The sequence below is a fragment of the Pseudomonas sp. 1L-E-NC-VB-C3 genome (assembly GCF_057291535.1).
Genome location: NZ_JBXAWD010000005.1, coordinates 271,960 through 284,545 on the forward strand (window position 1 = coordinate 271,960; position 12,586 = coordinate 284,545).

Here is a 12,586-nt window from a genome sequence, read left to right on the forward strand (position 1 = left end):
GAGCACACGTGCGATGACGGAAAGCGCAAAACATATTAAAAACCCGCTGACCCTAATTTCTATATTTGCTGGCGCCGCAGAGCTGAGCGGAGTTGCAATACTGCCACTCATTGAAAACCCCAACCAATGGCTATATATATTATTCTTAATATTCTTCCCTACATTCATAATAATATTGTTTTTTGCAACATTAAATTTCAACCATAAAGTTCTATACGCACCATCTGATTACAAAGATGAAAATAACTTCGTAAATCCGTTTGGGCGAGCCACTCCGGAAGAACTAAAACGCAAGCTAGATGATGAAACCCGTGAAGTTCAAGCGGATGTACAGGCTCAGGCGAGCCCTGAAGTGCCCCCCACTAAAACGACTGGAGAGGCCCCAACTGACGAGCCTGACAGCCAATCAAATTTAGAACCTAAAGTACACGAAAGTGAAGAAGCAGCGGCGCTTAACCAGTCGACTCAAACAAATGACCTTCCGCTAACTGAGACAACGCCGTCTGAGCAAATCAAGGTAAGCCCGATAAAAACAAGTCACGAAAATCTAGATCCTATCCACAAGGATACCCACCTCGCTGACGCAACAGAATTAAAAAACATTACCGAGAGCCTAATCAAAAAAACTTTCTCTAACCCATCGACTCACGCCTCAAAACTTCTAGCATTGATGGAACCCTATGAAATTGAGCATAGGAATTTAATGGCCAATGTCGCTCTTACTGAAAAGCTAGCAATCAGCAAGCTTTCTAAAGCGCTTAACATCGACTTTAGACCTGAAGTAAGTTTTAAGCCACACAACTCAACAGTCAAATACATTTTCGACGCCGCAACCTATTCATCAGACGAAGTACAAGTAGTCGAAGTAAAACTATTTACAAATCAATTCGAGCCAAGACGCTACGCAGATACGCTCTTAAAAGCTCACAACCTAAGCCGAACCTTTAAAGATAAAAAGTTTACACTCCACTTAGTTGTCGTTCTGGAAAATTGGAAATTATCACCAACTGAAGTTCGTAATCGGATGGTCGAAATTATTCAAGACTATGGGTTCGATATCTTGGTGCATGTCACAACAACAGCTGATCTTCAAAGTGAGAATGGTCGTTTTTACTAAACGAAATCCATACCTACGCCAACCCCCGGCACTCAAAAACCACCCATAAGGTTATTTTTTCTTGCAAAATTAACCTTATGGGTTATCTTTCGCCTCACTCTTCCACCACAGAGCGAGGCTAAACCATGCACACCACAGCAACCCTGCACGTCCACCCGGCCGCTGCTGATCCCTTCCGAATCTTCGAGATCCGCCGCTTGGCCCGCGAGAGCGGCTGCTCGTTTGTCACCAGCAAACCTAAGCAGCAAGCTCGTAGCGCTCCGGGCCCATTCGATCCGAACGGCGGAGGGCACGCAGCATGATCAAGTACAAAATCGACAACCGCACACTTCAGTTGCTCAACGCCCAGGTCAACCTGACTGAGACCTTCAACCACGTCATCAGGACAGCGCCCAAGCGTGAGTGCCTGGCGTTCCGGCTCAAGGTTGAACGCGGCACAGCAGAGAGCACCTTCGTCGTAGAGCTAGGCAGCGAACGCCACACGCTGACCCTGCAGAACGACAAGAGGACGCACCTTAGGCTGGCCGACTTCATCGAAGAGATCGCCAACGGCCCGTTCGACGCGAGCAACACCAGCGACCTGTCGCACCTCCCGCATGCCAGCCGCGAATACGGCCGCTTCGAGGTCACCGACAAGCAACGCGTGTTCGAGCTGGTACGCACCGGCGGTGTGCTGAGCCTCGACATGGGCTTCGACTACCCTCTGCAAGTCGCGGTACACAGAACGCAATCGCGCTCAGGTATCACCACCATCCTGAGCATCGGCAACAAAAGCCCAAACACCCGGTGCTTCACCGCCTACGGCACCGATGTCGAGATCTACGGCAAGATTACCGAGTCCATCAACCACCTCGCTGCAGCGGCCACCCCAGCCGCGCACGCAGCATGAGGGGGACGCCATGGAACGCAACCTCGCCCAAGCCGCAACCCAACTCTGCCTCACCCGGCCAAAGCTCATCGCTCGCATGCGGGAAAAAGGCCTGCTGAACGAGAAGAACCTACCGGCCTACCCCAACCGCGACCGCGATTACCTGCGCATCAAGGACGGCCAGTGGTACCACGACCAACTCGGCATGCAGTACAGCCAGTCAACCCGGGTGAAACAACCCGGCATCCGCTGGCTGGCCGAACAGTTGGGCATCGATCTGCCTGCCATCCCAGCAGACAACCGTGACGTGGCCTAGGGAATACGCCCGCCAGATCATCGCCATGCGGACACGAGAGGAGCGCAACGCCGCGCTCCTCGAAGTGCCCGAACATCTGCGCGAGCTGACCAAACGGCATTGCCTGAACGCCTGGAACCACCCGGCCAGAAAACAACGCAAGGAGGCCCAACAAAGCCATGAGTAACACAGCACAGAACCTGCTGCGCCTGCACCCGGCACCGGAGTCAGCCACCGTCGAATTGCTCTACCGAATCTTCGGCGACGTCCTGATCCCGCTGGAGAAAGTGCGCGAGCAGTACTTCCGCAACCTCAACGAGCAGTCGTTCGTGGCCGAGATCAGCAGCGGCCGCATCCAGCTTCCCATCACTACGCTGGACACCAGCCGCAAGGCACCGAAGTACGCCCACATCAGGCACGTCGCCTCACTGATCGACGTCCGCGCCTACAAGGCCGACGAAGACATGCAGCGACAGCAGGTCGACGCCAACGAGTAACACCCACAAACCGAACGGCTGCCACCACCAGCCAATGACATCACCAGGAGCACACCACATGACTGCTATACAGATCTCCGCGCTCATTGCCCTGATCGCCTTGGCCGGACTACTAGTCTGGGCCGGCTATTTCATGGGGCATAACGACGGCAAGTCCGCGGGCATGAAAGAAAGCGATGCCATCCAGCGCGCTGAAAGCGCCAAGACCATTCGCGAATTGAAAGCATCCCTCGAATTCATCAGAGCTGACCATGCCCACTTGGCGCGATTCAGTAAGCGCCTTCAGCAAGCGTTGGCACTCGGCGAAACCGAACGCCAGACGTTACTCGATATCGCCGAAAAGCTTCGGATTGCCGCTGAGACGTTTGCCGCCTTCCGCACGGGTAAAAAACTGGAACGAGACACACGCACCCTCCGCGACCAGGCGCTCGCCATCGCAGCGCTACTGGGGCCAATGGCTCAGGAGAGCGCCGCATGAGCCAGATCTGCATCCAATCCGACACCCACCGCAACCCGGCTCACGCATCACCAGCGGCTGATGAACCAACGCGCAATCGAACCTCGGAGGAAAGCGGCATGCAAAAGGACCAGCACAACACCCAATCCACGACCGCTTTGCTCCGCAAGGAAACCAGCGTCGACACACCAGAAACAAACCGCCTCTGCTGCGCAGCAGCAGGCATTATTGCCCCTCTCAGCAGCACCACCGAGGCGCTCATACCCCACCAAAAGCTGCGCGAGGCAGCCACACCCAATGCAACGCTGATCGCTCAGAATCGCCCGCCCGCGCAGCTTGCTCAGGGGTATAAGCGTCCTTCATTGGAGGCCGCGTGAATGAGCTGGCTCTTTTCGCAGGCGCTGGTGGCGGAATACTCGGCGGCCACCTCCTCGGCTGGCGCACCGTCTGCGCCGTTGAGCGTGATGCCTACGCCGCACAGATTCTGGCGCAACGACAAACCGATGGACTGCTCCCGCCTTTCCCGATTTGGTCTGACGTGTGCAGTTTTGACGGGCGCCCCTGGCGAGGCCTTGTTGACGTGGTTTCGGGAGGATTTCCTTGTCAGGACATCTCGGTTGCAGGCAACGGCCTCGGTATCGCCGGCGCCCGTTCCGGACTGTGGCGGCAAATGGCACGAATTACCGATGAGGTACGACCGCGCTACGTCGAATTGGAGAACTCACCACTGCTTGTGGGAAGAGGACTTGCCGTGGTGCTCGGTGACCTTGCCAAAATGGGGTATGACGCGCGGTGGGGTGTTATCGGAGCGGCTGACCTCGGCGCGCCTCATCAGCGGGACCGGATCTGGCTCATCGCAGAAGATACGCGTCAGACGGTGGCCAACACCGGTAGCGAGCATGGCAAAGGGATCCTCCCCTGCCGCACTGACTCGCCGATCCGGGGCCGACCGATCGAACGATCGCCTGGATCACGCCGTGATGGCACTGGATGGTGGTCATCTGAACCCGGAATGGGCCGAGTGGCTGATGGGGTGGCCCATCGGGTGGACCAGCTTAAAGCCATTGGCAACGGACAAGTTCCAGTCGTGGCAGCAACAGCATTTAAATTACTCTCAGCCACACCTAAAGGGGTAGCCTGATGAACACACTATATCTACTGATGGCTCAATATAACGGACAAGCAGTTATACCTTTAGATCGCGTATGCGTTGACTACATGAGCCTAACGGTTGAAAAGTTCAAACACAAAGTACTTTCAGGCGAAATTGATATACCCCTAATAAGATTAGGCGCTGAAAGCCAAAAAGCTCACCTAGGAATACACCTACAAGACTTGGCCAACTACATAGATAGACAGCGTCAAAGAGCAACAGCCGAGCATAACAAACTCATGGGTAGACAGTAATAAAAAAGGGCCCAACTGGGCCCTTAAGAAAATTATTCTTCTATCAATAAGTCTAGGGGGGTGAACGCTGAGGGTAACAGTTCACCTACACTCCATGAATGTAACGCACCATTTCCATCGTCGGTAACGACCGAAACAGATGGATCACAGAATTCAGCCAAAACCTGCCTGCAAGCTCCACATGGCGCAATACGTTGGCGACTCTTTGTTACCAATCCTACTGCATGAATTCTTTTGGCCCCAGCTGCTATTGCGGAGTAAACTGCTATCCGTTCTGCACACATGGTCAATCCGTAGGAGGCGTTTTCGACGTTCACTCCTCCGAACTCCCGGCCTTGTTCATCTACTACCACAGCTGCAACAGGAAAGTTTGAATAAGGAGAATAAGACCTTTCCAATATGCTAAGAGCTGCGTTCAACAAGCCTTCCTGAGTTACTTGCAAAGGTATCTCACCCTTCATAAAAGCTCACTTCGAAAAGCTAGCTTTATTTTTACTGAGGATAGTTGAATCAAAGGAGTCGAGCATCGCTTGAGATCCCGTTTTTAAGATAAGCTCGCGAGCTTGACTAACAATTGGATTATAAAAGTCACCATCACCTGTAACTTTTAGCATTACAACATGCGAATCCTGCCAAGTCTCAACAGCATCTGAAGAACCGGAATTGTCTTTATCGGTGCTACCGCGTACCAATTTGATTTCCATCTAAACCTCCACCTTTCTTAAGCTATCACCTCGAAACGCAGCCTCGAGGGCAGGTGCAATTCTTGCATTAATACCCGCTGTGAGCGCAAATAACGCTACCTTGCACTCTTCGCTGGTATCGTCCCGAAGCATTTCAGGCACGTTTCCAAGACCATCCAGACTCAGCACCCCCACTATAGCACCTGTGTCACCATTTTTTATTGGGATGGCCACCACCCAAGAAAGATCGGGGTGAATTTTCGCCAGCTCATCGCCTGGCAACGTATCACCACCCCAATAGCCAGAAACCTTCTGAATCAACGCCGTATCGCCGGTTTCATAAGCCCCACCGGTTGCGCCATGGTCAGCCTCAATGCAGAGGTCGTATTCTGGTGCAAAATTCATGTTATCTGAGGCGCCAGGCACCATTCTCAGCGCACCATCAATTGGAGCAAAGAGGCAAATTCGCATCTTTTCAACATCTTCACTTAAGAGACGGGCACCTTCCTGACGAAATGCCTGAATTTCAAGCTTCACCTTACGGAGAATATCGTCCGGTAGGTACGGGTAGGCAATGAATCTAGCCCAACGCTCAAATTTGGATGCGTTCAGCGTGGAGCTATGATCTCCGCTGTTCGCGGTGTCAATCATTCTTGGTGACGAGTAGACAAATTGTGTCCCGCCTGAGTTCCCAGCCTTCAAGCGAGTTAGCCATCCGAGCTTTTGAGAAACCCACCCAGCTAGGGCAGCCACCCAATCTTCATCTGCGCGCTCATTACGAACAGCCATAACAGATTGGTCGACCTCAAACGCCCTCTGCCAATCATAATCCAATGGAACGATGCTGCCGGTCAGGACAACACGATCATATTTGAGCTCACCATGTTCTCGCTGCAACGCCTCCATCACTTGGAATGTGCCGAAACTGTGAGCAATCACGCTGATCCTATCTGCGCCTGTGATTCGCACCAAGTCCCGAAGCTCCTCCCGGATCGCTCGAACCCGACGATTGCGTGTCCATGGCAATAAAAACCTCAAAACATCAAACCACCCGTAATCTAGGTGATAGGGAATGAGGCCATGCTTCGCGAGGTAGGGAGTAATCTGCTTTTGCCACTTTCCTGTGGTTTGAATGCCATGGAGAGTCACAACAATTTTTGGTCTTCGAAACTCGATCACTGTAAATCCTCGCCATCCCGTGCACACACATTTGAATCTACATTAGCATCGAATTGACATCATCCCGCAACACCTCAATCCATGGCTGACAACGAGACTTTTTGTAACCAGTTCCATTTATGGTATTGGTCTCCTCGCCCTCGAAGGTGTGTGTAGCGCCGTAAAGAATTCCAATCCCTATGACCGGACACGCTCGACACCCTCGGAATGTCCCAGTCCATCTCAAACAGACGGCTCACACCTTCGTGCCTCAGATCATGGAAGTGCAGATCCTCAATCCCCAGCAGCGGGCACGCCCGCGTGAACGATGCGGATACCGACCTGGAGTTGTACGGAAAGATCTCGCGGTCGGTCCGGGGCATGCTCTGCAGGATCCCCCAAGCCTCATCCGGTAAATGGCACCACACATTGTTGCCGATCTTCTGCCCGGGGTTCTTCATATCACGCACCAGGACCGCCTGCCGGGACTCGTCAAGGTCATCCCAGCGAATCCGCGTGATCTCCTCCTGACGGCGCGTCGAGAAGAGAGCAAACGCAATCATCTTCGGCATGTTGATCGACTCAGGTCGACGTACCTGCATCTCGAAAAAATGCGCCATCAACCTATCCAACTCGTCGAGCGTCGGCCGACGGTTACGCTCCTTGCTCTTGCTCACCATACCCAGCTTTCGCAACACCTTGCGTGCGTCAGGCATGGCAAGCGGATCCACCTCGTAGCCCCATGCCGGCCTCGCCACGGATAGGACAGCCCCTAGGTGCGAGAGATCATTGCCAACCGTCTGCGCCTGTACGCCACCGCCCTCCTTCCCCATCCGCCACTGTGCAAACTCCACCAGCTTCTGACTGGTCAGAGCAGAGTCCTCAAGGTCGCCCAGCCAGGTATCCTTGATCGCTTTCAAGGTGGCGTTCTTGGTCTTTCCCAGCGGCCGGATCTTCTCGTACTCGTCCAGGTACTGCTCGATCATCTTCCTGATCGTCACACCCTTACGGTTTGCACGATCAATCGCACCAGGCTCAGCCAGCTCCGTCTCACGTCGTTTGATCCAAGCCTGCGCGACCTGCTTTCGGTCGAAGGTTTGGCTTTCCTGATAAACTGTGCGCCCGTCCCGATTGATCCGTATCTGCGCCGTGTAGGCCGTCGAGTTGTCCTTGCGCTTGCGTGATGTGATCGTGCCCATTTCCAGTTGCTACATTGCCGAATTCGCTTGCTACATTGTAGCAACCGACTTCAGAAAACAAGGAAAAATGGGTAAAAACCGCTGTATAAAAGATCAGTATCAATGAATTTCGAAAAACCTGAAGTGCCCGTTAATACTAGTTATAACCGTTCCGAGCCCTCTCGCCGCTTCAGTGTGGCTCCGATGATGGATTGGACGGACCGCCATTGCCGTTTCTTCCTACGCCTCCTGTCGAAGAACGCCCTGCTCTACACCGAAATGGTCACCACTGGCGCGTTGCTCAACGGTGATCACGAACGTTTCCTGCGTCACAACGAAGCCGAGCACCCGCTGGCGTTGCAGCTCGGGGGTAGTGTTCCGCTCGATCTCGCCGCCTGCGCGCGCATGGCGCAGGAACATGGCTACGACGAGGTGAACCTGAACGTCGGCTGCCCGAGTGATCGTGTGCAAAACAACATGATCGGCGCGTGCCTGATGGGGCATCCGCAGTTGGTGGCCGATTGTGTGAAGGCGATGCGTGATGCGGTGTCGATTCCGGTGACGGTGAAGCACCGGATCGGCATCAACGGGCGCGACAGTTATGCCGAGTTGTGCGATTTCGTCGGGACTGTGCGGGATGCCGGATGCACGAGTTTTACCGTGCATGCGCGGATTGCGATTCTGGAGGGGTTGTCGCCGAAGGAGAATCGCGACATTCCGCCTTTGCGCTATGACGTGGCGGCGCAGTTGAAGGCGGATTTTCCGGAGCTGGAAATTGTGCTGAATGGCGGGATCAAGACCATGGAAGCCTGCCATGAGCATTTGCAGACCTTCGATGGCGTGATGTTGGGGCGTGAGGCTTATCACAATCCGTATTTGCTGGCGGAGGTGGATCAGCAGTTATTTGGCAGTTCGGCGCCGGTGATCAGTCGGGCTGAGGCGTTGGCGCAGTTGCGGCCGTATATCGCCGAACATCTGCTGGCCGGTGGGGCGATGCATCACATCACTCGGCATGTGCTGGGCCTGGGCACCGGTTTCCCCGGGGCGCGGAAATTCCGTCAGTTGTTGTCGGTGGATATTCACAAGGCCAAGGATCCGCTGGCGTTGCTGGATCAGGCGGCTGAGTTGCTTGAAGGTCGTTGATTGATGGATTGAGCGTGCGGGCGACGCATGAGCGTTGCCCGGTGTTTTGATGTACTGACAGGATGTCTTTCGTTTATGCCCGCGTTTACTTGTTCAGGTTTCAAGCGTTTCACCCTCCTCGCTTTGTTCAGCTTCACCTCCAACGTTTATGCGCACTGCGATGGCTTTTGCATGGGCCGTACCGATACGCCGTGGGAGGTGACGCAGTTTTCCGGCTTCACTTTGGTGTCTTTGATCCTCGCACCTATTTCGTCTAGCCAGGAAACGACCGACAGTCACAAGCGTGTTTACTCTGCCGAGGAGCAAGAAGACGCGCGACTCTATCTGGCCAGCGACGGCATGCTGCAAGCCGCGTATTTCACCTCGGCCTTGCAGCGCTATCGCCAGGAGTCGGCGGATTCGGGGTTAAATGATCTCGCCGTGGCGGCGTTGATCAGCGCTCAGTGATCAGGCGGCCGCTGCGGCGGTCCAGTTCACCCAGCCGAACAGCCAAGTCGCCAGAATCAACAAACCAAACGCGATCCGATACCACGCGAACGCGGCATAGCTGTGGTTGGCGATAAATTTCAGCAGGCCACGCACGGCGATCATGGCGAAGATGAATGCGGTGACGAAGCCGAGGGCGAAGACAGGCAGGTCGTTGGGTTGGAACAGGTCGCGGTATTTGTAGCCGGAGTACACGGCAGCGCCAACCATGGTCGGCATGGCGAGGAAGAACGAGAACTCGGTGGCGGCTTTGCGCGAGAGGCCGAAGAGCAGACCGCCGATGATGGTCGAGCCGGAGCGTGAGGTGCCGGGAATCATCGCCAGGCACTGTACGAAACCGACCTTCAACGCGTGAGACCAGCGCATGTCGTCGACATGTTCGACGCTGACTACATGGCTGCGCTGTTCGGCCCATAACATGACGATGCCGCCGACAACCAGGGCGACGGCAACGGTGATCGGGTTGAACAGGTATTCATGAATCGCGTCGGCGAATAACACGCCGAGGATAACGGCCGGGAAAAACGCGATCAGCAGATTAAGGGTGAAACGTTGCGCGTTGCGCTCGGTGGGCAGGCCTTTGACGATATCGAAGATCTTCGGACGAAACTCCCAGACCACAGCAAGAATGGCCCCCAGTTGAATAATGATGTTGAACGCCATCGCGCGTTCGCCGCCAAACTCGAGCAGGTCGGCGACAATAATCTGGTGGCCGGTACTCGAGATGGGCAAAAACTCGGTCAGGCCTTCAACCGCGCCTAATATCAATACCTGGAAAAGGGTCCAGAAATCCATTAATCCTCCGTCAGAGCACTCAGGGTGAGCGACCGGTTCAATAACACTCAGGGGTTGAGTATCTGAAGTAATGCATACAGCGATTCGCCGATCCGGAAGAATAGGGTTTATGCAGAGTTAGACTCAAGAGCTGTTAGTAATCGTCGGCCGACGAACTAAACGGAAAAAATTTACATCTATTACAACAAATATTTCAGTTCAGATATGAAGTGTGATCAACCTCACACATTGTTGACATGGCCAATCAGTGGCAAAAGGACATAGACAAAGCCATCGCCACAAGCTCAAAATAGTGGCACCATTGCATATAGCCATCATCTACGCGCTAGTTCACAACCCCGAGAAAATCAACTAAAAGCTTGAAAAGCTTAGTTATTGTTAGAAATCTCGGGAGACACGTCTAAAATCCGCGCAAATGTTACCAATTGTCAGTCACAGATAAGAACCGGTGCTTTAACATCCCGATGTCAGCACCTAATTCGAGTCAACGCATGATGCTCTCAGGGAACTTGGCGACGAGAAGTCCGCGCCCGACAAATGATGAATCCGGTGTTCTTGCTCTGGGTCGTACACTGGGTGTGGCTGATCATTTGAGATCGCTGATCGCAAAGCACGTGCAGCCCGATATGACCCTGGAAACAGGTGCTTTCACTAGTTCATATAAGCAGCACGGTTACATCGGTTCCTACCGCGCCATTTTCGTCATCATCGATAATCCACAAGCCATCGAAGAAAATCTGGCCCTGGTGCAGAACGTGCGCGATGACAACTTGAAGCCGCTTATTTGCGCAATTGTCACCGGCCGCGGTGCCGTCAACAAGATCAAATATTTCCTCGCCGGGGCGGATGCCTGTATCAAGCTCAACACATTGAGCGATGACAGCGAAGACTTGCTCGCGGAGTTCTTCAACAGCGAAGACTGGCAACGAGATATCAATCTCACGCTTGATCCGACGCGAATCTGCCTGATGGACAGTCGGCGCAAACTCGATATCTCTTTCGCCGAAATGAAGATTCTCGAAGCCTTTGCGCACACCGGCAATCACATTCTGAGTCATGATGAAATCGCCAGCATCATGGGCCTCAACAGCAATTTCTACGATCCTCGGGCACTGGAAAAATCAATCAGTCGCTTGCGTGGAAAAATCAAGGACATGTATGGTACAAACGCGATTCAGAGCATCCGCGGCTACGGCTATCGCCTGATGCGGGGCCTGATATCGACTGCCTGAGTCTCGGGCAGTCTTCCCTTTTGCATACGTACGAAGGATCGTCTGATGCAGCCATATCGTTTCAATTGCGCCTCATACTTATTAAAACTCAAGCACTTGAATGAGCACGGCATCACGCCACATAACAATAAAACTCCATAACATAGCAGCAGATCGAGTGGAATTTATCGATGGCCATTTTCGGCCAGAACCCTGCCTACGATTACTTCCGAGGAAGTCATTGCTCGCCTGCCGATTTATCTTTTAGCCAATTTTGGTGTGTATTTAGGAGAGAGACATGGAAACGAGTACAACCCTCCCCAGAAAATATTTTGTTGTTGTGACGCACAGCACAACGTCGCAACGTGAACTGGAAAGCATCTTGTCCAGTGAGCGTTTCAATTCGTTTGGCACGTCGCAGGCACAAATGTTTGTTGAAGGTGTTGCTTCGCCCTCTTCCGCCCCGATGGTCATGGAGTTCAGTTACCCAAGCCTCAGCCGAAAGAATGTTGCGCGCAGTATCGAACATGATACTCAACGCATACTGGCCACTCTTGAAAATGAATGGCGAGCCGCGCAGACAGACAATCCGTTTCAAAGCTTCCCGACCCGCAGTGCAGAACGCGCTCATATCTCCAATATCAGCGAGAGCACTGAGCCTTGCAGCGACACCTGGCATCTTGACGATGAACAAGGCGTGTTGCTCAAGGACAATGTTGCGATCAGCCTCACTGGCCTGGAAACCGCGCTGGTGAGGAAAATGCTGAGCCATGAAGAGCGCGTGGTCAGTCGTGATGACCTGATCATCAGCATTGGTCGGGAACCCGAGCAATACCGTGGCCTGGAAATGTGCCTGAGCCGATTGCAGGACAAGTTCAAGAGTGCGAGTAATGGCGAGCGATTGTTCCGAGCCGTAAGAAATCGCGGATATTGCCTGATCCAGGAAGTCGTAGCGTAATCACCGGCGCCACTAAAACCGAGACAAACAGATATAAAGTGCGACTACAACAACAAGAAGAGCACTCTGTCTGGTTTTCCCTCCCTGATTCAATAAAAGCTTCCCTGCCTCCACCCTGCAACAGTAACAAATACCCCCTCGCCTTTTCATCCCCCGCTCTACGACCTTTTCTAACAGCCATCTATTTAATTATTAAAAAGTTGGCACTGTGCCATCTTGTTAGAACTCGTCAGACACCATTCCCGGCAATAACTTAGTCTATTGGCTGACGACAGTTCGGCTCTCGATGTTGTTACCTCAAGACACTCGCTAAAACAAAAACAATAAGTCTGC

General features: G+C 53.3%; 18 protein-coding genes. 13 read left to right on the forward strand and 5 right to left on the reverse strand.

Features of this window, described 5'->3' with window-relative positions; all coding sequences use genetic code 11:
* Positions 1-13: 13 nt before the first annotated feature.
* The 9 genes from AC0Z5Z_RS11165 (at position 14) to AC0Z5Z_RS11205 (ending at position 4,641) form a co-directional block, all read left to right on the forward strand.
* Positions 14-1,117 (forward strand): hypothetical protein, encoded by a 1,104-nt coding sequence (locus tag AC0Z5Z_RS11165; RefSeq protein WP_485611076.1) that lies wholly within the window; start codon positions 14-16, stop codon positions 1,115-1,117.
* 298 nt (positions 1,118-1,415) lie between these two features.
* Positions 1,416-2,006, forward strand: a complete 591-nt coding sequence (locus AC0Z5Z_RS11170) for a hypothetical protein (RefSeq protein WP_485611077.1) — start codon at positions 1,416-1,418, stop codon at positions 2,004-2,006.
* A gap of 10 nt (positions 2,007-2,016) precedes the next feature.
* Positions 2,017-2,301 (forward strand): phage antirepressor KilAC domain-containing protein, encoded by a 285-nt coding sequence (locus tag AC0Z5Z_RS11175; protein WP_485611078.1) that lies wholly within the window; start codon positions 2,017-2,019, stop codon positions 2,299-2,301.
* Positions 2,288-2,467, forward strand: a complete 180-nt coding sequence (locus AC0Z5Z_RS11180; RefSeq protein ID WP_083221614.1) for a hypothetical protein — start codon at positions 2,288-2,290, stop codon at positions 2,465-2,467. The genes AC0Z5Z_RS11175 and AC0Z5Z_RS11180 overlap by 14 nt, the downstream gene beginning before the upstream one ends.
* Positions 2,460-2,777 carry a pyocin activator PrtN family protein gene (locus AC0Z5Z_RS11185; protein WP_485611079.1) on the forward strand — a complete coding sequence of 106 codons (318 nt, stop codon included), beginning with the start codon at positions 2,460-2,462 and terminating at the stop codon, positions 2,775-2,777. The genes AC0Z5Z_RS11180 and AC0Z5Z_RS11185 overlap by 8 nt, the downstream gene beginning before the upstream one ends.
* A 58-nt stretch (positions 2,778-2,835) precedes the next feature.
* Positions 2,836-3,255, forward strand: a complete 420-nt coding sequence (locus AC0Z5Z_RS11190; protein ID WP_485611080.1) for a hypothetical protein — start codon at positions 2,836-2,838, stop codon at positions 3,253-3,255.
* Positions 3,252-3,611, forward strand: coding sequence for a hypothetical protein (locus tag AC0Z5Z_RS11195; protein WP_485611081.1), 360 nt, complete (start codon positions 3,252-3,254; stop codon positions 3,609-3,611). Before AC0Z5Z_RS11190 ends, AC0Z5Z_RS11195 begins: the two co-directional genes overlap by 4 nt.
* A complete protein-coding gene (locus AC0Z5Z_RS11200; RefSeq protein WP_485611082.1) occupies positions 3,608-4,375 on the forward strand; it encodes a DNA cytosine methyltransferase in 768 nt (255 codons plus the stop codon). Before AC0Z5Z_RS11195 ends, AC0Z5Z_RS11200 begins: the two co-directional genes overlap by 4 nt.
* On the forward strand, positions 4,375-4,641 hold the full coding sequence (locus AC0Z5Z_RS11205) for a pyocin activator PrtN family protein (protein WP_485611083.1): 267 nt from the start codon (positions 4,375-4,377) through the stop codon (positions 4,639-4,641). Before AC0Z5Z_RS11200 ends, AC0Z5Z_RS11205 begins: the two co-directional genes overlap by 1 nt.
* Before the next feature lie 32 nt (positions 4,642-4,673).
* On the opposite strand, the gene cdd is transcribed toward AC0Z5Z_RS11205, so the two are convergent.
* From cdd to AC0Z5Z_RS11225, 4 genes are all read right to left on the reverse strand, one after another.
* Entirely contained in the window at positions 4,674-5,102 is a 429-nt protein-coding gene (gene cdd, locus AC0Z5Z_RS11210) for a cytidine deaminase (RefSeq protein ID WP_485611084.1), read from the reverse strand.
* Between the two features lie 6 nt (positions 5,103-5,108).
* A complete protein-coding gene (locus AC0Z5Z_RS11215) occupies positions 5,109-5,345 on the reverse strand; it encodes a hypothetical protein (protein ID WP_485611085.1) in 237 nt (78 codons plus the stop codon).
* The gene (locus AC0Z5Z_RS11220) at positions 5,346-6,503 is read right to left on the reverse strand and encodes an esterase/lipase family protein (RefSeq protein ID WP_485611086.1); all 1,158 of its coding nucleotides are present in this window, start codon (positions 6,501-6,503) and stop codon (positions 5,346-5,348) included. It lies immediately after the preceding gene.
* Positions 6,504-6,577: 74 nt separating this feature from the next.
* A complete protein-coding gene (locus AC0Z5Z_RS11225; protein ID WP_485611087.1) occupies positions 6,578-7,681 on the reverse strand; it encodes a site-specific integrase in 1,104 nt (367 codons plus the stop codon).
* 102 nt (positions 7,682-7,783) lie between these two features.
* Here AC0Z5Z_RS11225 and dusA point away from each other — a divergent pair, with 102 nt between their 5' ends.
* Both dusA and AC0Z5Z_RS11235 read left to right on the forward strand, forming a co-directional pair.
* Positions 7,784-8,803: a tRNA dihydrouridine(20/20a) synthase DusA gene (gene dusA / locus AC0Z5Z_RS11230; protein ID WP_485611088.1), complete on the forward strand. Its 1,020-nt coding sequence runs from the start codon at positions 7,784-7,786 to the stop codon at positions 8,801-8,803.
* A gap of 75 nt (positions 8,804-8,878) precedes the next feature.
* Positions 8,879-9,250 carry a DUF2388 domain-containing protein gene (locus tag AC0Z5Z_RS11235; RefSeq protein WP_056791440.1) on the forward strand — a complete coding sequence of 124 codons (372 nt, stop codon included), beginning with the start codon at positions 8,879-8,881 and terminating at the stop codon, positions 9,248-9,250.
* Here AC0Z5Z_RS11235 and AC0Z5Z_RS11240 read toward each other — a convergent pair whose 3' ends face one another.
* The gene (locus AC0Z5Z_RS11240; protein ID WP_252876642.1) at positions 9,251-10,084 is read right to left on the reverse strand and encodes an undecaprenyl-diphosphate phosphatase; all 834 of its coding nucleotides are present in this window, start codon (positions 10,082-10,084) and stop codon (positions 9,251-9,253) included.
* Positions 10,085-10,575: 491 nt separating this feature from the next.
* Here AC0Z5Z_RS11240 and AC0Z5Z_RS11245 point away from each other — a divergent pair, with 491 nt between their 5' ends.
* Complete coding sequence (locus tag AC0Z5Z_RS11245) at positions 10,576-11,316, forward strand: winged helix-turn-helix domain-containing protein (RefSeq protein WP_485611108.1); 741 nt, start codon at positions 10,576-10,578, stop codon at positions 11,314-11,316.
* Between the two features lie 277 nt (positions 11,317-11,593).
* The gene (locus AC0Z5Z_RS11250) at positions 11,594-12,253 is read left to right on the forward strand and encodes a winged helix-turn-helix domain-containing protein (protein ID WP_122508334.1); all 660 of its coding nucleotides are present in this window, start codon (positions 11,594-11,596) and stop codon (positions 12,251-12,253) included.
* Positions 12,254-12,586 lie beyond the last annotated feature (333 nt).